General features: G+C 40.5%; 25 protein-coding genes. 11 read left to right on the plus strand and 14 right to left on the minus strand.

The features are described from left to right. The 3 genes from BLS32_RS03795 to BLS32_RS03805 are packed head-to-tail and all read left to right on the plus strand — an operon-like array spanning position 1 to position 3396. Positions 1–1350 (plus strand): tetratricopeptide repeat protein, encoded by a 1350-nt coding sequence (locus tag BLS32_RS03795; protein ID WP_091392017.1) that lies wholly within the window; start codon positions 1–3, stop codon positions 1348–1350. Continuing rightward, the gene (locus tag BLS32_RS03800) at positions 1347–2114 is read left to right on the plus strand and encodes a lipoprotein insertase outer membrane protein LolB1 (protein WP_091392018.1); all 768 of its coding nucleotides are present in this window, start codon (positions 1347–1349) and stop codon (positions 2112–2114) included. Before BLS32_RS03795 ends, BLS32_RS03800 begins: the two co-directional genes overlap by 4 nt. A gap of 22 nt (positions 2115–2136) precedes the next feature. Beyond that, the gene (locus BLS32_RS03805) at positions 2137–3396 is read left to right on the plus strand and encodes a murein hydrolase activator EnvC family protein (protein ID WP_091392020.1); all 1260 of its coding nucleotides are present in this window, start codon (positions 2137–2139) and stop codon (positions 3394–3396) included. Between the two features lie 122 nt (positions 3397–3518). On the opposite strand, the gene BLS32_RS03810 is transcribed toward BLS32_RS03805, so the two are convergent. Continuing rightward, entirely contained in the window at positions 3519–4028 is a 510-nt protein-coding gene (locus tag BLS32_RS03810; protein WP_091392022.1) for an acyl-CoA thioesterase, read from the minus strand. Positions 4029–4126: 98 nt separating this feature from the next. Next, positions 4127–5068 carry an HU domain-containing protein gene (locus tag BLS32_RS03815; RefSeq protein ID WP_091392024.1) on the minus strand — a complete coding sequence of 314 codons (942 nt, stop codon included), beginning with the start codon at positions 5066–5068 and terminating at the stop codon, positions 4127–4129. A gap of 102 nt (positions 5069–5170) precedes the next feature. On the opposite strand from BLS32_RS03815, the gene dprA reads away from it, so the two are divergent. Beyond that, complete coding sequence (dprA, locus tag BLS32_RS03820; protein ID WP_091392419.1) at positions 5171–6271, plus strand: DNA-processing protein DprA; 1101 nt, start codon at positions 5171–5173, stop codon at positions 6269–6271. Between the two features lie 50 nt (positions 6272–6321). On the opposite strand, the gene trpS is transcribed toward dprA, so the two are convergent. Beyond that, entirely contained in the window at positions 6322–7302 is a 981-nt protein-coding gene (gene trpS, locus BLS32_RS03825; protein ID WP_091392420.1) for a tryptophan--tRNA ligase, read from the minus strand. A gap of 100 nt (positions 7303–7402) precedes the next feature. On the opposite strand from trpS, the gene BLS32_RS03830 reads away from it, so the two are divergent. Next, on the plus strand, positions 7403–8167 hold the full coding sequence (locus tag BLS32_RS03830) for a lysophospholipid acyltransferase family protein (RefSeq protein ID WP_091392026.1): 765 nt from the start codon (positions 7403–7405) through the stop codon (positions 8165–8167). 41 nt (positions 8168–8208) lie between these two features. Here the strand turns inward: BLS32_RS03830 and BLS32_RS03835 are convergent, their stop codons facing one another. The 5 genes from BLS32_RS03835 to BLS32_RS03855 all read right to left on the minus strand — a co-directional run bounded on the left by BLS32_RS03835 (position 8209) and on the right by BLS32_RS03855 (position 13112). Continuing rightward, positions 8209–10038 (minus strand): porin family protein, encoded by a 1830-nt coding sequence (locus BLS32_RS03835; protein ID WP_091392027.1) that lies wholly within the window; start codon positions 10036–10038, stop codon positions 8209–8211. Then, positions 10031–10576 (minus strand): RNA polymerase sigma factor, encoded by a 546-nt coding sequence (locus tag BLS32_RS03840; protein ID WP_091392029.1) that lies wholly within the window; start codon positions 10574–10576, stop codon positions 10031–10033. The genes BLS32_RS03835 and BLS32_RS03840 overlap by 8 nt, the downstream gene beginning before the upstream one ends. A gap of 28 nt (positions 10577–10604) precedes the next feature. Further along, the gene (locus tag BLS32_RS03845) at positions 10605–11045 is read right to left on the minus strand and encodes a lipoprotein (RefSeq protein WP_091392031.1); all 441 of its coding nucleotides are present in this window, start codon (positions 11043–11045) and stop codon (positions 10605–10607) included. 95 nt (positions 11046–11140) lie between these two features. Next, positions 11141–12145, minus strand: coding sequence for a recombinase RecA (gene recA, locus BLS32_RS03850; protein ID WP_091392422.1), 1005 nt, complete (start codon positions 12143–12145; stop codon positions 11141–11143). Positions 12146–12248: 103 nt separating this feature from the next. Beyond that, positions 12249–13112 carry a tetratricopeptide repeat protein gene (locus BLS32_RS03855; protein WP_091392033.1) on the minus strand — a complete coding sequence of 288 codons (864 nt, stop codon included), beginning with the start codon at positions 13110–13112 and terminating at the stop codon, positions 12249–12251. A 181-nt stretch (positions 13113–13293) separates the two neighbouring features. On the opposite strand from BLS32_RS03855, the gene BLS32_RS03860 reads away from it, so the two are divergent. The 3 genes from BLS32_RS03860 (at position 13294) to BLS32_RS03870 (ending at position 15768) form a co-directional block, all read left to right on the plus strand. Then, positions 13294–14028 (plus strand): lysophospholipid acyltransferase family protein, encoded by a 735-nt coding sequence (locus tag BLS32_RS03860; protein ID WP_091392424.1) that lies wholly within the window; start codon positions 13294–13296, stop codon positions 14026–14028. A gap of 10 nt (positions 14029–14038) precedes the next feature. Beyond that, positions 14039–15028 (plus strand): acyl-ACP desaturase, encoded by a 990-nt coding sequence (locus BLS32_RS03865; protein WP_091392035.1) that lies wholly within the window; start codon positions 14039–14041, stop codon positions 15026–15028. A gap of 86 nt (positions 15029–15114) precedes the next feature. Then, positions 15115–15768, plus strand: a complete 654-nt coding sequence (locus BLS32_RS03870; protein WP_091392037.1) for an HD domain-containing protein — start codon at positions 15115–15117, stop codon at positions 15766–15768. 33 nt (positions 15769–15801) lie between these two features. Here the strand turns inward: BLS32_RS03870 and BLS32_RS03875 are convergent, their stop codons facing one another. From BLS32_RS03875 to BLS32_RS03900, 6 genes are all read right to left on the minus strand, one after another. Further along, on the minus strand, positions 15802–16584 hold the full coding sequence (locus BLS32_RS03875; protein ID WP_091392039.1) for an enoyl-CoA hydratase/isomerase family protein: 783 nt from the start codon (positions 16582–16584) through the stop codon (positions 15802–15804). A gap of 10 nt (positions 16585–16594) precedes the next feature. Then, entirely contained in the window at positions 16595–18067 is a 1473-nt protein-coding gene (locus BLS32_RS03880) for an ATP-binding protein (protein ID WP_371860010.1), read from the minus strand. A gap of 2 nt (positions 18068–18069) precedes the next feature. Then, positions 18070–18624: a CopD family protein gene (locus BLS32_RS03885; RefSeq protein WP_091392041.1), complete on the minus strand. Its 555-nt coding sequence runs from the start codon at positions 18622–18624 to the stop codon at positions 18070–18072. Beyond that, complete coding sequence (locus BLS32_RS03890) at positions 18624–19967, minus strand: MATE family efflux transporter (RefSeq protein ID WP_091392042.1); 1344 nt, start codon at positions 19965–19967, stop codon at positions 18624–18626. Before BLS32_RS03890 ends, BLS32_RS03885 begins: the two co-directional genes overlap by 1 nt. Then, positions 19968–20996, minus strand: coding sequence for a ferrochelatase (gene hemH / locus BLS32_RS03895; protein WP_091392044.1), 1029 nt, complete (start codon positions 20994–20996; stop codon positions 19968–19970). 70 nt (positions 20997–21066) lie between these two features. Continuing rightward, a complete protein-coding gene (locus BLS32_RS03900) occupies positions 21067–21939 on the minus strand; it encodes an AraC family transcriptional regulator (RefSeq protein ID WP_091392428.1) in 873 nt (290 codons plus the stop codon). Positions 21940–22166: 227 nt separating this feature from the next. Here BLS32_RS03900 and hemA point away from each other — a divergent pair, with 227 nt between their 5' ends. From hemA to BLS32_RS03915, 3 genes are all read left to right on the plus strand, one after another. Beyond that, complete coding sequence (hemA, locus tag BLS32_RS03905; RefSeq protein ID WP_091392046.1) at positions 22167–23423, plus strand: glutamyl-tRNA reductase; 1257 nt, start codon at positions 22167–22169, stop codon at positions 23421–23423. Positions 23424–23518: 95 nt separating this feature from the next. Continuing rightward, positions 23519–24439 carry a hydroxymethylbilane synthase gene (hemC, locus tag BLS32_RS03910; protein ID WP_091392429.1) on the plus strand — a complete coding sequence of 307 codons (921 nt, stop codon included), beginning with the start codon at positions 23519–23521 and terminating at the stop codon, positions 24437–24439. A 1-nt stretch (position 24440) separates the two neighbouring features. Beyond that, the gene (locus BLS32_RS03915) at positions 24441–25103 is read left to right on the plus strand and encodes a uroporphyrinogen-III synthase (RefSeq protein WP_091392048.1); all 663 of its coding nucleotides are present in this window, start codon (positions 24441–24443) and stop codon (positions 25101–25103) included. Positions 25104–25130 lie beyond the last annotated feature (27 nt).

Here is a 25130-nt window from a genome sequence, read left to right on the forward strand (position 1 = left end):
ATGAAAAAGAAAATCATTTTGGCGGTTTTAATCGGGATGCTATGCGTTCCCATTTCGCTATCGGCACAAAAGGAGCCAGATGACATTGCGCTCAACAACGATGCTTTTCAGGATGCTTTTTATGAATCGCTAAAGCAAAAAGGCATCGAAAATTATGACAAGGCGATTACCGCTTTGGAAAAATGCCAGAAACTCGAACCGAACAATGCAACGGTTTTCTTTGAGCTTGGGAAAAATTACCTGGCGCAAAGAGACTACAAACGCGCTTACGATTCGTTCGAACAAGCGACTAAAATCGATCCGAAAAACAAATGGTTTTGGGTGGGGATGTATGATGTTTGTTATGAAACCCGCGATTGGCCGCAGGCAATTATTATCGTAAACAAACTGGTCGAATTCAAGAAAGAATACGAAGAAGATCTGGTGTCGCTGTATATGAACACGCAGCAATTTGACAAAGCATTGGAACTGATCAATAAGCTCAATGACAATGTCGGAAAATCTGATTTGCGTGACAGTTACAAAAATCAAATCCTGAAACAGTCAAAATATCAACGTTCGGAAAAAGACAATCTTATTGCTCAAATCGACAAAAATCCGAAAGACGAGGCCAATTATATTGCTTTGATTTACCTGTATTCTGAAAGCAATCAGGAAGAAAAAGCGATGGAAGTGGCGAAAAAACTCGAAAAGGAAATCCCAACTTCCGATTGGGCGCAAGTCAGCCTTTTTAAATTTCACCTGAACAACAACGACGGGGAAAAAGCCGTAAAAGCGATGAATGTCGCATTGGCCAGCAAAAAAATAGATCCAAAGATCAAGCACAGAATGTTGAATGAATTCCTGATTTTCATCAAAGACACACCGCAATTCGATCCGGATCTGGACAAAGCTATTGCATATTTCGACAATGATAAAGATGTGAAAGTCGCAAAGGAAATCGCGAAGTTTTACGATGAGAAGAAAATCTGGGACAAAGCGATCCGTTATTATGAAATGCATTTGAAAAGCAATTCGGATGATGTCGAGGCCATGTTGTTACTATTCAACGATTATACAGAAAAGCAGGAATTTGACGTTTTAGCTAAAAAAGCAGAAGCTGCTATCGAGTTGTTTCCGTTGCAGCCGCAATTTTATTATTTTGGCGGATTGGCAAATAACCAACTCAAAAATTTCAAAAAAGCAAAAGATTTGCTCGAAATGGGACTTGATTATTTGGTGAATGACGTTGCGCTCGAAATCAATTTTAATATCCAACTCGGGGAAGCTTACAGCGGATTGGGCGATGCGAAGAAAAAAGAAAGCTATTTTCAAAAAGCAGAGAGGCTTTTAAACAAGACTAAAAAATGAAAAAATATTTAGGGATAATCATGTTGCTGATGATTGCTTCATGCAAAACTACAAAAACCGCAGTTGCTGAAGGAAGTGCTGCAAAATCGGTCGAGGCAGAGAAAATCATCAACAGTCATTACGCCAATAAAAAGGAATTTTCTACAGCCTATATCAAAGCCAGCGCGAAATACAAAGACGAAAAGCAAACGCAGAATGTGAGCGCTGAAATCCGGATTAAGAAAGACGAAGCGATTCTCGTTAGCATTCGTTTTCTCGGAATCACGATGGCAAAAGCGTTGATCACGCCAACAGCGGTTAAATATTATGAAAAAATAAACGGTACGTATTTCGAAGGCGATTATGCGGCTTTAAGCCAATGGCTTGGCACCGATCTCGATTTTCAGAAAGTGCAGAATTTGCTGATTGGCGAATCATTGGATGATCTCAGAAAAGGAAATTATACAAATTCGATTGAAGACCAATTGTATAAATTAGGCAGTTCAGACGGAAAAACAGCTAAAGAATATTTCTTTGAATCGGAAAAATTCCTATTGAAAAAAGAACAGATTTCACAAGCGGCGCAACAACGGATGCTTCAGGTTTTTTACCCGAATTACAACCAATATGCGCAAGGTGCCTGGCCGTCGGGAATTGAAATTGACGCGCAGCAACCTAAAGGAAAGACGAGTATTGATATCGATTACAACTCGGTTTCATTCGAAGAAGCAGTTTCTTTTCCATATAGCGTTCCCGATGGTTACGAACGGATTTTTATTAAGTAGATTTGCACAAATATTTTTTAATATGCCAAAATACATCTTCAGCCTGATCTTTATCTGCATGACCGCAATCATGTCTGGACAGCAAACGCAGGAAAAACTGGAAAAAAAGAAAGCACAAATCCTAAAGGAAATCAGCGAAAAGGAAAATTTGCTTCAGGAAATGCGCACGAAAGAAAAATCGGTCGCCACACAGCTTGAAGTGCAGACTGAGAAAATAAAACTCAAAGAAAACCTGATCAGCACGACTGAAAAGCAGGCAAAACTGCTCAGCAACGACATGTACATCAATCAAGTCAACATCAATAGATTGAAAAAAGAACTTGTGATTTTGAAAGAAGATTATGCCGAGATGATCTTAAAATCATACAAAAGCCGCTCAGAGCAAAGCCGTGCGATGTTTTTATTGTCTTCCGAAAATTTTCTTCAGGCCTACAAACGCGCGCAGTACATGAAGCAATATGCGAGCTACCGGAAGATGCAGGGCGAGGAAATCAAGTCGAAATCAAGCGAACTCGAAAATTACAATGAAAAAATTGGCGTTCAGAAAACCGAAAAGCAAAAACTGATCGCCGAAAACGAAAAAGAACGCTTAACGCTTCAAAAAGAAAAGCAGGAACAGCAGGAAATCGCAAAATCGATCAAGAAAAGCAAAACCCAGATCGCTGCTGAAATCAAGAAAAAACAACAGCAAACCCGCCAGATCGACCAGCAAATCGACCGTTTGATCCGTGAAGCGATTGCTGCAGCGAATAAAAAAGCTGCTGCTGCTGCCGTAAAGGCCAATCCAAAAACAACAACAGCCGCTAAAACACGCGAAACGGAAACCGCTACAAAAATCGTTCTGACTTCTGAAGGTAAAGTAGTTGCCGATAATTTCCGCGCCAATAAAGGCAGATTGCCATGGCCGGTTGAAAAAGGATTTGTATCATTGGGTTATGGCGATCAGGCGCATCCGGTTTACAAATCACTGATCGTTCACAACAGCGGGATCGAGATCACGACTGAAGAAGGCGCCAATGCCAGAGCTGTTTTCGGAGGTGAAGTGATCAAAGTCATGGTGCTTTCACCAGTAAATAAAGCGGTTATGATCCAACATGGAGATTATTTTACTGTATATCAGAATCTCAGCAGCGTCAGTGTCAGCAAAGGCGATAAAGTGTCGATCAAGGAAACGATCGGAAAGATCAGGACCAATGGCGACACCGGAAAAACGGTCTTAAAATTTACCATTTCCCAGAATACGACTTATAACAATCCGGCGAGCTGGCTTTCGAATATGTAATAAACAAGAAGGAGAACCAAATCAGTTCTCCTTTTTATTATACAAAAATATTTTGGACTTGTTTTTGGCCACGAATTATGCGAATAGGTGTTGTTATAATTCGTTGCTGAAAAGAAAACTTTTTATAGAAATAATGCCCGCAATTCCGTAGCTTCATGAGGTTTCATCTTGCCAGCCAAAACCAAACTGAGTTGTTTTCTTCGCAATGCGGCATCAAAACGCTCTTTCTCAAGTTCTGTTTCGGGAATGATTTCAGGTACGGTTACAGGCCGGCCTTGTTCGTCTACAGCTACAAAAGTATAGATCGCTTCGTTTGCTTTGGTACGAACTCCAGATTCGCGATCTTCAATCCACACATCGAGGAAAATTTCCATAGAGCTGTTGAAACTTCGCGACACTTTGGCTTCGACCGTAACCACGCTCCCAAGCGCAATCGCGCGGTTAAAAGCGACATGGTTTACAGAAGCGGTAACGGTAATTCTTCTTGAATGGCGTCGTGCTGCAATGCTCGCCGCGCGGTCCATCCGGGCTAAAAGTTCGCCTCCAAAAAGATTGTTCAATGGATTGGTTTCACTCGGCAAAACCAGGTCGGTCAATATCGTTAAAGATTCGGATGGATGTTTCGGGTGCATTGTTTTTTTTGCAAAGGTAATTACAGCGCATAAAAAAAGGCTCCACAATCCAGAAAAATTTCTGTTTTAGTGCAACCTTTTGTATTTGTTGACGAATGTTACAATGCTTTAACGAGAATCCATGCATCTGATGCGGTAGATTTCCGGATGTCAGATTTTGCCTGCTCGGCTTCTTCGCGCGTCGCGTAGCTTCCATAAACAACCGGGAAACTTCCGCGTCTGTCCGGCGCAATTCTGCGTGCTTTGAATCCGGAATTTAATAGATCTTTGTATGCTTTCTCTGCATTTTCCTCATTTCTGAAAACGCCGGCAACCACATGGTAATTGAGTTTTTCTTCCTTAACGGTCAATGTGACTGATGGCATTGGGTTTTCGATAAAGAAAGTCGCTTCCTGGATTTTATTCTGGACTTGTTTCTGGACTGCAGTTTCTACGATCAGCGTTTGTTCCTCAATATGGTCGTCGTATAATTTATAGCCAATTGCGCCGGTAGCACTCATTGCCAAAATAAAGATCGCAGCATATTTTAAATACGATGGACGGCGGCGTTCGCGCTTTTCCGGAGTAAATATGATCGGTGCTTTTTCTTCAAGGATTTCAATTTCCTGTTTGTATGCTTCGCGTTTTACGGCAGGGGAAACAAAGGAGTTCAATCCGAAGGATTCTTTTAAATAATTGATGTTTTCAGAAGGCGTAAACACCAGGTTTTTTTCGGAATTCAGTGACAATTCGCCTACATTTTTCAATGTAAATCTTTGGTTGACTTCAAGAATGCTTTTCCAGATCACGACTTCGCTTTCAATCGAAGCGACTGCGCTTTCATAAGTCGTTTTTTCAGTTGTGGCAATATGGTTTGCCAACAAGCCGTCGTTGTTTTTCAGATGCGGATTAAATGAAATGAGCTTCTTCGGCGGATAAAACGAATGCGTGTTTTCATGCAGGTGCGCCGACTGGATTTCGGTCAAAAAGGCGCCGAAACCTGGAACAGTTACACACTGGTGTCTGTATAAAAGCTGGGAAATGGATTGTTCGATCTTCATGGAAACAAAGTTATGCAATGGGTTAAGTTATCAAAATTTTATTCACAATTTTTATTAACAATTCCAACGAAATTTTATACATTTCACCTTCAAACACTTACTATGCGCCACGAAGAATTATTTTATTTATTAGCCTTGCAAAAAGTGGAAGGCGTGGGCGATATTGTCGCCAAAAAACTCATTTCGCACTGCGGAACTGCCGAAAATGTATTCCAGACAAAAGCTGCCCAGCTCAAAATGATCGACGGGATTGGGTCGATGGTTTTGCGGAATCTCAAAGATAAATTGGTCTTTGAAAAAGCGGAAGCAGAACTTCGATTTATCGAAAAAAACAACATCAACTGGACGTATTTTGGCGATGAAAAATATCCCGAAAGGTTGAAGCATTGCATTGATGGGCCGGTTTTACTATTTGCGTCGGGCAACATCAACCTGAACAAAAAACGCATCATCAGCATAGTCGGAACGCGGCAGATTACATCACACGGAACCGAATTCTGCAAAAACCTGATCGCAGAACTTGCACCACTTGATCCCATCATCGTGAGCGGATTTGCTTATGGCGTAGACATCGTCGCGCATCAGGCCGCACTCGAACACAATTTGCAAACCATCGGAATTGTCGCTCATGGACTGAACCAGATCTATCCGAAAATTCACAAAAGATACGTTTCCAAAATAGAAGAAAATGGTGGTTTTATGACCGAATTCTGGAGTTCATCGAATCCTGAAAAAGAAAATTTCGTCAAGCGAAACCGCATTGTCGCTGGGATTTCCGAAGCTACGATCGTTATTGAATCTGCCGATAAAGGCGGATCTTTAATTACGGCAAATATGGCGAATGATTACAACCGCGATGTGTTTGCTGTTCCGGGAAGAATAACAGATAAATTCAGCCAGGGCTGCAACAACCTGATCAAAACGCAGAAGGCAAATTTGCTTACCAGCGCTGCCGATGTGGTTTACATTTTAAACTGGAATTTCGAAACGAAAGCAAAACCGATACAAAAACAATTGTTCATTTCATTAAATAATAACGAACAAAAAATCTACGATTACCTTCAAAAAACCGGAAAGCAATTGCTTGACATTATTGCATTGGAATGTGATTTCCCGATTTATAAAATCTCGTCGACGCTTTTGGATATGGAACTTAAAGGAGTCATTCGTCCGTTGCCTGGAAAATTATTTGAAGCGATTTAATAAAAAAAGCCTGTCGGTTGGGACAGGCTTTTCATTTTATTTATTGGAATTTAAAATGCAAACCCCAATTTCTCACGAACTCTTGAAAGTACACCATTGGCGACAATTCGTGCTTTTTCAGCGCCAAGCTGCAACGCTTTTTCGACTTCTTCAGGATTGTTCATGTAGTAATTGTATGTTTCCCTTTCGGTTTTAAATCTTTCGAGGATCAGTTCAAACAACGCTTGTTTGGCATGTCCCCATCCGAAATCACGGTTGACATTTTTGTATTTTTCGGTCATGTCGGCAAGCTGATTTTCATTGGCCAACAATTTATAGATTGCGAAAATCTTGCAGGTTTGGGTGTTTTTTGGCTCTTCAAGCGGCGTGCTATCGGTTTCAATCGACATCACTTGTTTACGCAACGCTTTGTCGTCGAGGAAAATAATAATCGTATTGTTTGCCGATTTGCTCATTTTTCCGCCATTGGTTCCGGGAACATATTTGGTGTCTTCCTGCAAATAAGATTCCGGCAGTACAAAAGTGTCGCCCATTTGATTGTTAAACCTTGCGGCAACATCGCGTGTAATTTCAATATGCTGCAATTGGTCTTTTCCAACGGGAACAAAATCGGCATCATACAATAAAATATCGGCGGCCATCAGCATCGGATACGTAAACAATCCGGCATTGACATCTGATAAGCGATCGGATTTGTCTTTAAATGAATGCGCCAATGTTAACCGTTGAAACGGAAAAAAGCAACTCAAATACCAAGACAATTCTGCCGTTTGTGTCACATCGGATTGTCTGTAAAAAATCACTTTATTGATATCCAAACCACAGGCGAGCCAGGTTGCAGCGGTGCTTAACGTATTTTCCCGCAACGTTTTTCCTTCTTTGATCTGTGTCACAGAATGTAAATCGGCGATAAAAAGAAACGTTTCGTTCTCAGGATTTTGCGATAATTCAATTGCCGGAATAATTGCGCCCAGAAGGTTTCCCAAATGCGGCGTTCCGGTGCTTTGGATGCCTGTAAGTATTTTTGCCATTGGTGATAAATTTCGAAACGGCTTGGCTTCGATGTTAATGTTGAAGCGCAAAGTTAATTCTTTTGTCAAAAATTACACACGATTCCGTATTTTTGGCAGTATGAAAACACTAAAAATGATTTTTTGGGTGCTCTGGAGAATCTGGTTCTATGTTTTACTGGGCGCTCCGATCCTGATCATGTTGCCGTTTTTAGTTGTTTCGATCCTCAAGGAGAAATGGTATCCTTACTTTTTTATAATGGCCAGGATTTGGGCGAAAGTGATTCTTTTCGGAATGGGATTTTATTACAAAGTCGAGCGCGAACAGGAAATCGAGCCTCATAAAAGTTATATGTTTGTGGCCAATCACACTTCAATGGCCGACATTATGCTGATGCTTGCCGTGACCAGAAACCCGTTTGTATTTGTCGGAAAAAAAGAATTGTCTAAAATCCCGCTGTTTGGATTTTTCTACAAACGCACTTGTATTTTAGTCGATCGCAAAAGCTCAAAAAGCCGAATGGAAGTGTTCAACCGCGCCCAAAAAAGATTAAATCAAGGACTCAGCATTTGTATTTTTCCCGAAGGCGGCGTTCCCGATGACGAATCGGTTTTGCTCGACGAATTTAAAGACGGCGCATTCAGACTGGCGATCGAGCATGAGATCCCGATTATTCCCATCACTTTTGCAGATAACAAAGCCCGTTTTTCGTATACGTTTATGAGCGGAAGCCCCGGAATCATGCGCGTTAAAATCCATTCATTTGTCGAAACTAAAGGCAAAACAATTGAAAACAAAAAAGACATCAGGGAAGTAAAGGAAAAAGTCAAAGAAATCATTTACAACCAACTTCTGGTTTTCCAAAGCAAAAAAAAGAGCGCCTAACCAAAGCGCCCTTTCCCGTTACATTCGTAACAGTAACCTAACTAAAATTTGAAGCTTAAGCCGGTGTACAATCCAAAATAATAAGGTTTGAAATTGCCATTATCTTTACTAAAAGTGTCCATTTGATATTTAAACATCGGATTGAAATTGGCTTCAAAAGCCTTGAAAAAACGGTATCTTAAACCCAATCCGATATTGGTGCTGAAATGTGTCTTGTTCAGGTTATTCGCTTCCCCGAAATTCGTCGTATAACCTGAAGAAACTACCTGGATTTCATTTTCATTGAGGAATAAAGTGCTTAATCCGCCTATGATATCGATCCCGAATTTTTTGTCCAAAACCGCGTATGAAAGTTCGACAGGAACTTCAATGTATCCCATTTTCTGGTTTAGATAGCTCTCGAAAGTATCCGTCATAAATTCCGTTTTGTTCGTTTTTGAAGCGCTGTTGCTCAGGTTGAGGTATTGATTTTCATTTCGAACCGTCACATTCGGAAGTGATTTTGCCTGAAGCCCGGCATTGATGAACACATCATTCGTACGGTAACTTAATGAAACTTTATTGACCCCGGTTCGGATTTTGAGTTTTTTCGTCACGGCATAATTTACGCCAAGGCCAAAGCTTAAATTGGTTCCATAATTTTTAGAATTGCCTGCAAAACTCGAATCGATCGGCGAACCTTTGGACGTTGAACCCAAATAAACAGGCGCAACGGTTGAGGTAATTTGCCACCTGTTTAGTTTCGGTTCTGGCTGGGTAACAAGTTGTTTCTTTTCTTTTTCTTTTAACAATTCTTCCAGCGCATTAGGCACAACAGCAATGGCCGTAGAATCTGTTTTTTTGATTGGGGTTTCTTCGGTTGCAGCAACAGCATTTTGTTTTGCATTGGTTGGCAGATCAGAAAATCCATTGGTTTCTGAGGATTTTGAGCCCGCATTATTTTCATTGGCCAAAGCCTGGTTTGTATTCAAATTTCTGGTGATTTCGTTTCTGACCAAAGTGATTTCTGAATTTTGATTTTTCAGGGTTTGATTGTCTTTTGATTTTCGGGAGTTTGATTTCAGATTTGAGTCAGATCCGGATTCAGCGATTGCGGTTTGCAGACTTTTCAGGTCTGATTTGCGATTTCTTTTTCGGGAGTTTGATGTCAGATTTGGATCGGATCCGGATTCAGTAATGGCGCTTTGAGGATTTTTGAGGCTTGATTTGCCATTTCTTTTTTCGGAAGGAGTTTTTTTAGTTTTATCCATTTCCAAATGGGCAACAGCCGAATTTGAGTTTTCGTATGAATTGGATTTTCTGGATTTTTTCTGATTCGACAGTGCCGGATTTTTTAATTTTCCATTGGAACTTTCAAGCTTTTCATCATTCGGATTTAAATTTTCAGAAGCATTTGCAACTGCATTTTTACGGTTTCGGATGGAAACGGAACTGGATGGTTTTCCTTTTTCCGCTTCAGCGTTTTCCAATTTTTTTTCAGAATTTGCAACCTCGTTTTTGTGGTTTTCAGGATTTGAAATTTTTACCGGATTTGCATTGGTCACCGAATCTTTAGATGCGGCAGCTACACTTTCAGAATCGGTTCGTTTCGGATTTAAAATCGCCGGATTTTGAGAAGCATCATTTGGTTGGTCAACGACAACCGCATTTGGAACATCGGTTTTTGCCGACTGAAAATCCCGTATCACAAAAAAACCGATCAAAAATGCAGCAGCAACCCCTGAAAGCTGCCACCAAAACGGAATGATTCTTCTTTTCTTTTTCTTCTCCAGTTTGGCCTTGAGTTCCGGCCAGGTAAATTCAGGCGGATTTACTTCAAAATCTTTGAATTTTTCCTGAAAGAGTTTGTCTATGTTTTTTTTCTCACTCATTTTTCAGATGCAATTTAGTGGAATTTAAGGTTTCAATTTTTTCTTTCAAAATCACTTTTGCCCTTGACAGATTTGATTTTGAGGTGCCAATGTTTATGCCGAGCATTTCGGCGATTTCCTTGTGTGCATAATTATCGATGACATAAAGGTTAAACACAAGCCGGTAACGGTCGGGCAATTGCTGGATGATTTCGAGTAAGTAATCCAGTGAAATGGAATTCTCTTCGATATCAACCGTTTCTTCATCTGCTATATCTTCGTTAACGAGCTTAAAAAAGTTTTGTTTGCGGTAACATTGGAGTGCATTATTGATCATTAATCTTTTGGCCCAGCCTTCAAACGAACCTTTAAAAGCAAACTGCCCGATTTTTTCATAAATCAGCATAAAACCATCCTGAAGGTTGTCCTGTGCTTCTTCATAATTGCGTGAATATTTAAGGCACACAGCAAAAAGCTTAGGTGATAATAACCTAAACAGTTGCTCCTGCGCTTTAATATTATTTTTTTGGCACTCTAATATAAGTTCCTCTAAACTCAATTGGGTTTTGGGTTAATCGATTAAATTTTTATCTCACAGGCACAACATAATCGTAATAAGTATCTTCTCCGCTTTCATTTTTTCCCGTCCACATTTTAAAAGTGTAAATTGTTCCAGTTTCCCCGGCAATGAAATTGAATTTTGCCGAAGCCAGGTCTGGCCCAGGCCCGGAAACCGTTGTGTAAGTCACCGGCTGGCAGTCATTCCTTTCAGCAACACGTGTTTGTATTGCAATTTTTTTAGTGCTGTCTTCGCCATCAAGTAAAATCCCAATGTAAGTATGGCAGGTCGTGGGCATTTTGTAGAACATTTCAAATTCGTAGGTCGCACCTGAAGTAAAACTGCGCGGCAACTGGCAATATTGAATCGGGAGCAATTCATAGTGAACAGGTACATCTGCTTGCGAATCGTCTGTAGAACAGGCGGAAAGGGTAAAAAGGAAGAATAAGAAAAGCAGTAATTTTTTCATTCTGTAGTTTGTTGTTCAGTACAGCCAAGATGACGTTTGCTGAAAAGGTTGCGTGTAAAAATAAAAAAACCCGGATAAATTTCCGGGTTTTGATATTATGCATTATTTTCTTTAATTCTTTGCTTGATCTTTACTTCAAGTTCATCAGCCATTTCAGGGTTGTCTTTGATGAGCGTTTTTACGGCATCGCGTCCTTGTCCCAATTTGGTTTCGCCGTAGCTGAACCATGAACCCGATTTTTTTACGATTTCAAATTCGACTGCAAGATCCAGTATTTCTCCTGTTTTTGAAACACCTTCTCCGTACATGATGTCGAATTCGGCAGTTTTGAATGGCGGCGCCACTTTATTTTTAACGACTTTTACTTTGGTTCTGTTTCCGATCACATTATCACCGTCTTTAATTTGTGAAGAACGGCGGATGTCTAAACGAATTGATGCATAAAATTTCAATGCATTTCCTCCTGTTGTAGTCTCTGGATTTCCAAACATAACACCGATTTTCTCCCGCAATTGGTTGATGAAAAATACGGTACAATTGGTTTTACTGATTGTTCCTGTTAATTTTCTGAGTGCCTGTGACATCAATCTGGCGTGAAGCCCCATTTTAGAATCTCCCATTTCGCCTTCGATCTCACTCTTTGGAGTCAAGGCTGCAACTGAGTCAATTACTACAATATCAATCGCTCCGGAACGGATCAGGTTTTCGGCAATTTCTAGCGCCTGTTCTCCGTTATCCGGTTGTGAAATGATGAGGTTTTCGACATCTACGCCAAGTTTTTCGGCATAACTTCTGTCGAATGCATGTTCGGCATCAATGAAAGCTGCGATTCCTCCGGCTTTTTGCGCTTCCGCAATAGCGTGCAAAGTCAGCGTGGTTTTACCAGAAGATTCCGGTCCGTAAATTTCTATGATTCTGCCTCTTGGATAACCGTTTACGCCAAGTGCCAAATCGATGCCCAATGAACCTGAAGAAATCGTTTCGACTTCTACAATGGCTTTGTCGCCCATCTTCATGACGGTGCCTTTTCCGTAGGTTTTATCTAATTTATCGAGGGTTAATTGTAATGCTTTTAATTTTGCTTCTTTTTCTGAACTCATCTTTTCCTTCATTATATATTGCACTTATTTTGCGTAAAAATACTTCTTTTTTCCGAAGTTACAAGGTGCCGATTTTATTTAGCCTGCCTGTTTTTGAACAATTTTACGGATCTGTTTTTCCTTCAAATTTCTCCAGAGATTTCAGGTGTTTTGAATTTTCTATAAGGTATTTTTTGGATTTTAGAAACCATTTTTGAAACTTGGTTTTGTCACTTCTTTCAAAAAAAGTCTGAACCATGTCAAGACACATCTCGAATTTCTCATCACTGTTTTTGCAATAGTTCAACCCGGCAATATAAATTTGCTCTGCATCAGGAACTTTTCCCATTTGGATTAGTGCGAATCCGAGTTCGCGATACAGCATAAAATTTCGTGGATTGTATGCAATTGCAGCGTTCATTAAAGAAATTGTTTTTTGATATTGTTGCGTGGCGTTATATGCAACAGCGAGTTCAAAATCCAGATTCTCGGCATGTGGTTTAAGCAGTGATGCTTCCTCAAAAAGCGCAATAGCAAATTGGCTGCAGCCAACGCGATTGTAAAAAGAACCTTTTCGGATAAATGTTTCCGGGGCTTGCTGCATATCGTAAACTTTTAGCCATTCCGGCTTTTCAGGCAAATCCAATGTTTTGATGTTGTCCTTTTTTAAAACGAATACTTTTCCGGTATCGTCGTTTAATGCGCGTTTGATGATATAACCCGAACGTTGTTTTCCGAATTGGAATTTCCCGTTTTTATCAACCTTAAAATTATTTTCCAGTACAAAAGAAAACCCTTTGTATTCGTCAAGGTAAATGTATCCCAAAGACAAGCTGTCTTTGGTTTTTTCAGATAGAACAACCCAATGGTTTGCGGCGTCAAAAAAGTCTGTATCGAAAGTAAATGTGACATCGGGTTGTTTATCCTTTTGGCCGCGAGTAACATTCGATAACAACAACAAAATCGGTATCATAAATTTAATGTTCATCTGCGCCTTTTATTTTAACCAAAAATTATTTACCAAACTTAAAAGCCATTGCAAAAAATGAAGTATGGCTTTTCCTCACGAATTGTTAAAAATGATTGTTATTTACCAATCTGATCTGCAAATAGGTGTTAAAAAAGCGGAATTTATTTCTTATTTTTGCCCGAAATCTTTTCAAAAAAGTATGGAAAAAATAATATCATATCCGATATCTGCCCTTGCAATGCTGCTTTTTTTGCTGGTGCTGGTTATTTTTCATCCAATTCAATGGATTTGCCTGAATGTTTTTGGCTATCAGGCGCATAAAAAAAGTGTCGATTACCTGAATGTGTGTTTGCTCAGAATCGGGCATTTATTGGGCACGACTTATAAAGTTGAAAACCGCGATTTGATTCCGAAAGGCGTTCCGATCATCTTTGTTGCAAACCACCAAAGTTTATATGACATCATTGGAATCATCTGGTTTTTCAGGAAGTTCCATCCCAAATTTGTCAGCAAAAAAGAGCTTGCCTCCGGAATCCCGAGTGTATCCTACAATTTACGACACGGCGGTTCTGTTGTAATCGACAGGAAAGATCCAAAACAGGCGATTCCCGTGATTAAAAGCCTTGCCGAATACATCGAAAAGCACCATCGTTCGGCAGTAATTTTTCCCGAAGGCACGCGAAGCAAAACCGGAGTTCCGAAAGAATTTGCGCAAAGCGGATTAAAAATTCTCTGTAAATATGCACCTTCGGCGGTTGTTGTGCCCATATCAATCAACAACTCTTGGAAATTTGTTAAATACGGTTTTTTCCCTTTTGGTTTGGGAAATCGCCTTACCTTTACCGTGCATAAAGCGATGGCTGTGAAAGATTATCCGTTTGAAGAATTAATGCAACTGACTGAAAAAGCCGTAGTTAGCGGAGTAAAAATATAAATAATTAAAAATGTCTATAAAAAACATACGTCTGGAAGTGATGCAGTTCCTGGAAGATAAGATCGACGGATTCGTAGATCAATATCTGATTCCGGTGGAGAAAATATGGCAGCCTTCTGACTTTTTACCAGATTCCGAAAGCGATACTTTTTTTGAGGAAGTACGCGAATTGCGTGAATTGGCCAAAGACCTTCCTTATGACTTTTGGGTTGCAATGGTTGGCGATACGATTACTGAAGAAGCGTTACCAACTTACGAATCCTGGCTCATGGACGTCGAAGGCGTCGATAACGTAGAAAGAAATTCGTGGTCAAAATGGGTGCGTCAATGGACGGGTGAGGAAAACCGCCACGGCGATGTACTCAATAAATACCTATACTTGTCAGGACGCGTGAACATGCGCGAGATCGAAATGACGACGCAGCATTTGATTTCCGACGGATTTGACATCGGAACCGGCCGCGATCCCTACAAAAACTTCGTATACACGTCGTTTCAGGAACTCGCGACTTACGTCTCACACAACCGTGTTTCCCAATTGGCAAAAAGCTACGGCGACAAGAAATTGTCTAAAATGTGCAAGATGATCGCAGGAGACGAAATGCGCCACCACAATGCATACAGCGAATTTGTGAACCAGATTTTCAAAGTCGATCCAAGTGAAATGATGTTGGCGTTCAATTATATGATGAAAAACAAGATCATTATGCCTGCCGGATTCTTGCGTGAATCGGGAGAAAAAATCAGTTCGGCGTTTGAGGAATTTTCAAATTCGGCGCAACGAATTGGCGTGTATACAGCCAATGATTATGTCGATATCATGCAAAAACTCATCGACCGTTGGGAAATTGCCAAGATTACAAACCTAACCGACGAAGCAGAGAAAGCGCGTGATTATTTAATGAAACTTCCAGCAAGAATGGCCAGGGTTTCTGAAAGAATGATCGTTCCTGCTGAAGAATATATTTTTAAATGGGTCGAACCTGCAAAATTACACTAAAATAGATTTTCGGCTTTAAGCAAATATTTTGAAATTCAATACAACCAAATCCTTTCTTCACCGGAAGGATTTTTTAATTCCAACAAATGAAAAATCCCAATTTAATTCAGAATACGATCGCTTTTGTAAAACAGCAACTGCAACATGCCGAAGGCGGACACGATTGGTTTCATATTGAGCGCGTGCTCAAAAACTCCGAAAACATTGCCAAAAGCGAGGACTGTAATCTGGAAATCGTGCAACTCGGTGCATTGCTGCACGATATCGCGGATAGTAAATTTCACAATGGCGACGAAACCATTGGCCCGAAAGTCGCGCGGGAATTTCTTGAAACCCAGAATGCTGATGAAGAAACTATTCAGCACGTCATTAATATCATCGAAAACATTTCCTACAAAGGCGGAAACTTCGAAAAGGAATTCTCTTCAAAAGAACTCGATATTGTTCAGGATGCAGATCGTCTCGATGCACTAGGAGCCATCGGGATTGCACGGGCTTTCAATTATGGCGGATTTAAAAATAGGGCTTTATACGATCCTGAAACAACCGTGAACCTTAACATGTCCAAAGAAGAATACAAAAGCCAGGTTGCGCCAACGATCAACCATTTCTACGAAAAATTGTTGCTTTTAAAAGATCTGATGAATACCCAAACCGGAAAGCAAATCGCACTCGAAAGACATCAGTATATGGAAGATTTCCTCGACCAATTTTATGCCGAATGGAATGGTGAAAAATAAAAAAGAGAACTTCCTTGTTCTCTTTTGTTTGAATTAATTTCCAGAAAAAGCCGCTTTTCTTTTTTCTAAAAACGCAGTCGTTCCTTCTTTAAAATCTTCGGTGCCGAAACATTTTCCGAATGCTTTGATCTCTGTGGTATAACCGTTTACGCCGTCTTCATAATTCGCATTTACGGCCTTGATCGCCTGGCTGATGGCAACAGGGGAATTTCTCCTGATTTTTTGTGCGATGCCGTAGCAGAAATCCAACAATTCAGTTTGGGCAACGACATGATTCACTAAGCCATATTGTTTGGCTTCTTCAGCAGCAACCATTCCGGCGGTCATGATCATCTCCATCGCTTTGCCTTTTCCAACGAGTTGCGGCAAACGTTGTGTACCGCCATAACCCGGAATGACTCCGAGAGAAACTTCTGGCAAGCCCATTTTTGCATTGTCGGAAGCGACGCGAATGTGACATGCCATTGCCAATTCTAATCCGCCGCCGAGTGCAAATCCATTCACTGCAGCAATTACGGGTTTTCTCAGATTCTGTACAAAATCGAATAAAATTTCTTGTCCGTGCGCGGCCAATTGCGCGCCTTCTTCGACAGAAAAATTAGCAAATTCTGAAATATCGGCTCCGGCAACGAATGCTTTTTCGCCGCTTCCTGTGATTACGATGACTTTGGTTTCGGGGTCGTTTCCGGCAGTTTCAAAAGCCTGGTGCAGTTCCTGGATCGTTTCTTTATTGAGTGCGTTGAGTTTTGTCGGGCGGTTTATTGTAATCGTTGTGATGCCGTTTTCCCTTGCAGTTAAGATATTTTCAAATGCCATTTTGTTGTTTTTACGAGTTAATGATCGGAAGCGAAACCGTAAATGTCGTTCCTTTTCCATATTCAGATTCAAATGTAATTGTTCCTTTATAATTTTCGATGATGTTTTTGATAATTCCGAGTCCGAGTCCCATACCGCTGTTTTTTGTGGTGAATTTGGGTTCGAAAATCCGGTCAATATTAGGTAGCTCAATGCCGGTTCCATTGTCACGAACGGCAATCTGAACATCATTTTCAACGCGTTTTACACTGACTGAAACTAGTTTTTGCTGCTGGCCTTCGGGAATCGCCTGAATCGCATTTTTGACCAGGTTTGTAATAATGCGGATCAGTTGTGTCCGGTCCATCTTAGAGATAATTTCGCTTTCTTCACTTTCGAAAAGCACATCGTCTTCGTTGAAAATATCCAATGCCAATTCGACTACTTCCACGACATTTAAAGTTTCATTTTGCTGTGCCGGCATTGAAGCAAAGTTTGAAAATGCCGAAGCGACCGAACTCATCGTATCGATTTGCTGGATCAAAGTTTCGGAATAATCTTTTAATTTTTGCTTCAGATCGGGATCGTTCGCGTCAAATTTTCGCTCGAAACTCTGCACGGTCAATCGCATCGGAGTCAGCGGGTTTTTGATTTCGTGCGCGACTTGTTTTGCCATTTCCCGCCAGGCTTCTTCACGTTCGCTTTGCGCCAGTTTTACAGCACTTTTCTCAAGTTTATCAACCATGCCATTATACGCTTTGATCAGCAAATTGATTTCTTTGCTGTTCGCCCGAAGGAAAATCTTTTCGTTCTTTTGGTTCAGGCTGGTTTCGCTTAATTTATCGGAAATGGTTTTTAAAGATTGTGTAATGTAAGTCGATAAAAAGTACGCCAAAGCGAATGCAATCACAAGCATGAACGAATATACTTGCCCCAATCTGATCAGGAAATTTTGCAGTTCTTTTTCATAAAATCCGTCGTCTTCCACATAAGGCAAATTCAGGATTCCGAGCGGCTTGAATTTTTCGTCTTTGATCAGGCTGTAAGAAGAACGATTTTTTAGTCCGTTGATGTTTTTGATGTCAACGTAGCGTTTTTCGATTGAAGACTGTACGAGTTTGAGGATGTATTTTGGAATCGGCGGTGCGATGCTATCGATAGAAAACGACGCTTTCGAAGATTTCAGCAGCTTTCCATCCAAACCGTAAATATTGATTTCCATGTTGTGGATTTGTGCGAGTTCGTGGATTCGATCCTTGAAAATCAAATCCAGATTGTTTGTCGTCAGCGGATAAGTTGTATTTGCAAGCACATAATTAATGTGTTCCTTGATCGCGCTTTCCTTGCGTTCCAAACGTTCCTGATGGTAATCTTTGGCTTCGTTCTTAAATTGGATAATCGAAATCGAAGCCATCAAAATTGAAGCAATCAGAACCAATACGATCATCGACAGGAAAATCCTGATCCGAAGGGAAAGCATCGACATCCTGAATCTTTTCGGCATGATTAAGAATTGTTTTTGGAACGGATTTTCTTATAAAATTTAAATCCGAGCATGATTAAAATCGAAAATAAAAAGATTCCGATAACACCATAAATCCAGTTCACGGCATTTTTCAATACGACTAAAAAAACAACGGCAAATAAAATAATTGTTGCACCTTCATTCCACAAACGCATAAAATTCGACGTATATTTTACTTCGTCTTTCTGCAACGACAAATAAATCTGGTGGCATTTTAAATGGTATAGATACAACAAAAACACAAACGATAATTTCACGTGCATCCACGGCATTTGCAACCACACATGTCCTAAATCGGTGAAAAACAACATCCAAAACGCAAAAAAACTAGCCAAAATTGCCGATGGCCACGTAATAATGTACCACAAACGATACGTCATAATTTTGTATTGCTTTTGCAGAATTTCCTTTTCAGGTGATGGTTTTTCGTTGGCTTCAATTTGGTACACAAACAACCGGACGATGTAAAAAAGCCCGGCAAACCAGGTAATGACAAAGATGAGGTGCAATGATTTAAGATAATTATACATTTCCATTACGAGGATTTAAGTTTGGTATTCATTTCCTTCAGCAAGAAAGATCCGGTGACCGAAGTCGCTAAAATATCGGCGATCGGGAACGAAACCCATACGCCAAAAATACCAAAATAATGCGGTAAAATGAGAATTAGCGGAATCAGGAAAAAACCCTGTTTGGTCAACGTCAGCAGCAACGCTTTCAATGCTTGTCCGGCTGCCTGGAAATAAGCCGATCCGATTAATTGCACTGCAATCACAGGCGAAGCGGCAAAAACCCAGCGCAAAGCATTCGGCGTGTCGCGGATTATCGTTGCATCATCGGTGAAAACCGTTACGATCTGATGCGCAAAAACCAGGATAATACTGTAAATCACAATGGCAATGATTGCGGCATATTTGATCGAAATTTTGATCGATTCGCGCACGCGTTCCATTTTCTTCGCGCCATAATTGAATCCGGCGATCGGTAAAAAACCTTCGGCAATTCCGGAAACGGGAAACAAGGCAAACATTAACAAACGGCTGATAATTCCGTAAATCGTCACCGAATGTTCGCCGCCGTGCGCATACAAAACGTGATTCAGTAAAATCGATAAGATGCTGATAACGCTTTGCCTGGAAAAGGTCGTCAGGCTCAAACCTGAAATTTCCGACAATAATTTTGGCTTTAATTTGAAATGTTTCCATTGCAATTTCATGCTGCTTTTAAATCGAAAAAACCACAATATATAAAGGAAAGAAATAAAGTAAGAAGCAGCTGTTGCAAATGCAGCTCCTGGAATTCCGAGATCAAAAACTTTAATCAGTAAAATGTCGAGTGCAATATTCGCGACAGCGGCAATAATGATTGCAACCATCGCAAATTTGGATTTGTCCTCGGCACGCATCACGCTGCTTCCCATAATAATGAAACCCATAAATGGCGCGGAAGCCAATATTGGAAGCAAAAACAATCTTGCAGGTTCAATAATATTTCCTTTTGCGCCAAAAAGTGCCAGCATCTGATCGCTAAAGAAAAATCCTGCAAGCATGATGACCATTGAAAGCACAAAAACCATCGTGATCTGATGTGCAAATGCCGATAATGCTGTTTCGCGGTCGTTTTTCCCCAAAGCACGGGAAATGACCGAGCTTCCGCCAATGCCAATCGCCAATCCGATTGAAGTAATGATGAAAACCACCGGGGTAATTACGGTCAACGCTGCAATCGCTAAAGATCCGATCCATCGGCCAACAAAAATGGCATCAATCAAGATATTGACCGTCATGAATAAAATGCCCACAGCAGCAGGAACGGCCTGTTTGATCAGCAGTTTTCTGATGTCTTTCGTTCCAAATTCTTCTTCCGGGGCGGTATTCATTTAGACTGGAATTTCGGCAGTTGCCCATTGATTGATCCAGCCTGCAACGGTTTTACACCAATCGTCGCCATCATTGAGGCACGGAATTGCAAGGAATTCTTCGCCGCCGTTCAATTTAAACTGATGGTTGGCTTCCATCGCGATTTCCTCTAAAGTTTCAAGGCAATCGGCAACGAAAGCGGGTGTGACCACTGCTAATTTTTTGATGCCTTTTTCGGGCATTTTGTTGATCTCGATGTCAGTATACGGCTCGAGCCATTTGTCTCCGGCGAGTCGCGATTGAAAGGTTTGACTGTATTTTCCTTCCGGAATTTCGAGCAGTTCTACAACTTGTCGCGTGGTTTCATAACATTGGTGGCGGTAGCAAAATTCATGCGCCGGGGAAGGCGTGTTGCAACAGCTGCCGTCGATTTTGCAATGCGATTTCGTGACATCTGTTTTGCGGATGTGGCGTTCCGGAATGCCATGATAAGAGAATAGCAAATGGTCGTATTCGAAAAATTCAAGACTTTTTTTGATGGAATTTGCCAATTCGCGAATGTAATCCGGGCGGTTGTAAAATGCCGGAACGTTCGTAAATTTCATTTGCGGAAAATGTTTTTTGCGAAGTTCTTCGGCCAAAACTTCAATTGTCACGGTCGAAGCCATTGCATGTTGTGGATACAAAGGAAACAACAATACTTCGGTTACGCCTTTATCATGCAATTCCTGCAAGCCCGATAAAATACTCGGCTGGCCGTAACGCATCGCAAGCGCCATTGGAATATCGACTTGTTGATTTACTTTGGCAAACATTCTTTTCGAAAGCACAATTAATGGCGAACCTTCGTCCCACCAGATTTTTTTATACGCTTCTGCCGATTTTTCCGGGCGTTTTCTAAGAATGATGCCGCGAACGAGAAATGCACGCAGTAAAAACGGTACGTCTATCACGTATTTGTCCATTAAAAATTCATCGAGATAGGGTTTGACGTCTTTGGCGTCGGGGCTTTTTGGTGAGCCGAGGTTGACTAATAGTGCTCCTTTCATAATGCAGTCAAAAGTCGAAAGTCGAAAGTCAGAAAGAATGACGACGATCAATATATTTTAAGTTAGTAAATTAGGCTGTTTGATTAATAGACATTAAATATTTTTTTGGTGTCGTGGCAAATTTTTTCTTGAATGCAGAAATAAAATGACTGGCTGTGCTGTAACCGATTTTGAGGCCGACTTCATTCACATTATGCGAACCGTCTTCGAGTAATTTGCGTGCGAATTCCATTTTGTAATCGAATAAAAAACTGTACACGCTGTCGCCGTAAATCTGTTTGAAACCCATTTTAAGTTTTTTGAGATTTAAGCCAACTTGGTCTGCGAGTTCCTGTAAACCTGGAGGCTCGGCCATATTTGCGATGATAATGTCTTTGGCTTTTCGGATTTTTAAAACATTGTCTTCGTCTATTAAGAACGGACATTGTTCAGCATCCGGATCTTCGGTTCGGTTAAAGTACAAGCTTAACAATTCGTAACCTTTCCCTTTATAGTATAGGTTTTTGATCGATGGATGCAGGTTAAAATGAAACAACTGGCTCAGAACGATTGCCATTGACGGACTGATATTGCCTTCATCATAATATTTCCGATCCTGGTTTTCTTTGCTCAAAAACGGAATGTATTCGGCTTCAGATGAAAATAATCCGTGGAATTTCTTGATGGAGATAATCACCGAAATTATCCAGGAATTCGGTGCCAATTCTAAATTCAACGGCAGTTCTTTTTGCGGATTATAAAGCAACAATGATTTTTCTTCCTTCAGTTCCAAAGCATAATTTCCCTGATTGAAAATGAATTTTGCCTTGCCTTTGATCCCAAAATGAAACTGGATCAAACCCTGATTGATCGCACGTTCGGCCCGAAAAACTTCGTTGTCATCATTCTGGAAACGAATCAGATAAAAGTCATCTTCGATTTTAATTACTTCCTGAGAACCCATAGCGGTATTTTTTGAAATGATTTTTCGGAAAGAAGCGGCTTTTCTATTTAGAATAGTTCTACATAAGAACATTGTCAATGCTTGATTCCACTGCAAATTTACAAGAAAAACCATAGTTTTAAGCAATTTATATTAAAATATCCCGCAGCGATATAAAAAGTCCTTTGAGCGTTACTTTTCTAAATATGATAAGTATAATTTTGTTGAACTTTCAGAAAAAGTGTAAAATGGAAAAAAACAACCTGTCGAAGCATCTGTATTTTTACGCCGTTGGCCTCAGTTATAAAAAAGCCGATGCCGAAATTCGCGGAAAATTCAGCCTCGACACCATCGCCAAAACGCGTTTGCTCAACCAGGCAAAAAGCGAGGGCATCGAAAGTTTAATCGTCACTTCAACCTGCAACCGTACCGAAATTTATGGCTTTGCAGAACATCCGTTTCAACTGATCAAATTGATTTGTGAGAACAGCAATGGATCGGTTGAGGAATTCCAAAAAGTAGGTTTTGTGTATAAAAGTCAGGAAGCGATCAACCACATGTTTCGCGTTGGAACAGGTTTGGACAGCCAGATTTTAGGCGACTTTGAAATCATCAGCCAGTTGAAAGTGGGATTTGCCGAATCGAGATCTTTGGGATTGATCAATACTTTTTTAGACCGTTTGGTAAATGCCGTGATTCAGGCCAGCAAAAAGATCAAGAACGAAACCGAGATCAGTTCAGGCGCCACTTCGGTTTCTTTCGCATCGGTACAATATATCATTAAGAATGTAGCCGACATCAAAAATAAAAACATTTTACTGTTTGGGACTGGGAAAATCGGAAGAAATACGTGCGAGAATCTGGTTAAACATACCAAAAATGAACACATTACTTTAATCAACAGAACGAAAGACAAAGCCGAAAAACTCGCAGGCAAATTGAATTTAATTGTAAAAGATTATTCGGAATTGCACCTCGAATTGCAAAAAGCCGATGTAGTCGTTGTGGCCACCGGCGCGCAAAACCCAACCGTTGACGCAGCGATTTTAAATCTGAAAAAACCACTTTTGATTTTAGATTTGTCGATTCCGAAAAACGTCCATGACAATGTCAAAAATGTGGAAGGCGTGACTTTGATCCACATGGACCATTTGTCCCAGATGACAGACGAAACTCTGGAAAACCGCAAAAGACACATTCCGGCCGCCGAAGCGATCATCGAAGAAATCAAGGAAGAATTCACTACCTGGACAAAAGCCAGGAAATTCGCCCCGACCATCAATGCTTTAAAAGAAAAACTGAACGCGATCAAGAATTCAGAGCTCGATTTCCAAAGCAAAAAAATCGTGGGTTTCAATGAAGAACAGGCCGAAATCATCAGTGCCAGGATCATCCAGAAAATCACTACACATTTTGCAAATCATTTGAAAAATGACAATACCATGGTCGATGAAAGCATTGAATGGATTGAAAAAGTGTTTCAGATTGAGGCAAAAACGATTTAAACCATTAAGGAATTAAGAAAATTAAGCACTCGTAATATGCCCAAAATCTTAATGTGCCTTCATCTCTTAATGGTTAAAAAAATAGCATGTTAATGATGACAAACAAAACAATAAGAATCGGAACCCGCGACAGCGAACTCGCACTTTGGCAGGCGCATACCGTTGAAAAAAAACTCAATGATCTGGGTTACCAAACCGAAATCACCGCCGTAAAATCTCAAGGCGATATTCTTCTTGACAAACCGCTTTACGAACTCGGAATTACCGGGATTTTTACCAAAACTTTAGACATTGCAATGATCAATGGCCAGATTGATATTGCCGTGCATTCGATGAAAGATGTGCCCACCGCTTTGCCCATTGGGATTGTTCAGGCCGCGGTTTTGGAGCGCGCAAGTGAAAAAGACATTTTAGTTCACAAAGGGAATCTTGATTTTTTACATTCAAACGGAATTGTTGCCACGGGAAGTTTGCGCCGACAAGCACAATGGCTGAACCGTTACCCAAACCATGAAGTCGTCGATTTGCGCGGAAACGTCAATACGCGTCTGCAAAAACTCAAAGAAAACAACTGGAACGGCGCTGTTTTCGCAGAAGCCGGACTTGACAGAATTAATCTAAAACCTGAAAACCACATCGATCTCGATTGGATGATTCCCGCGCCCGCACAAGGCGCAATGGTCGTTGTCGCCATGGAAACTGATATTTTTTGCCGTGAAGCCGTTGCCAAATTAAACCACAAACAAACTGAAATCTGTACCGAAATCGAACGCGAATTTTTAAAAACGCTCGAAGGCGGATGTACGGCTCCAATTGGTGCTTTCGCGGAAGTGTTTGAAAACCAAATTCGTTTTGAAGGTTTGCTGTGTTCGCTTGACGGAAAAGACAAAATTCATATTGAAAAGACTATTTCGATTGACAGTTATAAAAATTTCGGGCGCGATTGTGCTTTATTCGTATTGGATAACGGCGGAAGAGAAATTATGATCCAAATCAGAAAAGATTTAAACAAATAATATGATCCGGATCTTTTCAACAAAAAAACTCCAGCCGAACCAAAAGCAATTTTTGCTGAACGCCGGTTTTTCTGTTGTTGAAGCCGATTTTATTAACATTCGAAATACAGAATTTACGTTCTCAAACATTCACGACAACCTGATTTTTACAAGCGGAAATACCGTGAAAGCCGTTAGCAATCATCCCGATGTTCAGGATATCCGAAGAAATCCAGCGTTTTGCGTAGGCGAAAAAACGGCTAATCTGCTCGATGAAAATGGATTTACGGTTCAGGAAATCGCGAACAGCGCAGCCGAATTGGCACAAATGATCATCGCACAATATCCAATGGAAAACTTCACTTTTTTCAACGGAAATTTGCGTCTGGATGAACTTCCAAATCAGTTGAAAAAGGCGAATGTGTTGTTCAATGAAGTCGAAGTTTATAAAACGGTTTTAACGCCAAGTCTAATAAATACAGCAACCGACGGCATTTTATTTTTCAGTCCTTCAGCAGTTGAAAGTTTTCTTTCAATAAATAAAATCACAAATGAAACCTGTTTTTGCATCGGAAACACGACTGCGAAAGCATTAGAAAAGAATACAAAAAATATCATAATTGCAAATCAGCCATCCGTTGAAAACACTATCATCCAGACGATAAATTATTACAAACAATCTTAATGAACCTTCATTTCTTAATGGTTTATT

This window comes from Flavobacterium noncentrifugens, assembly GCF_900100375.1.
Classification (GTDB): domain Bacteria; phylum Bacteroidota; class Bacteroidia; order Flavobacteriales; family Flavobacteriaceae; genus Flavobacterium; species Flavobacterium noncentrifugens.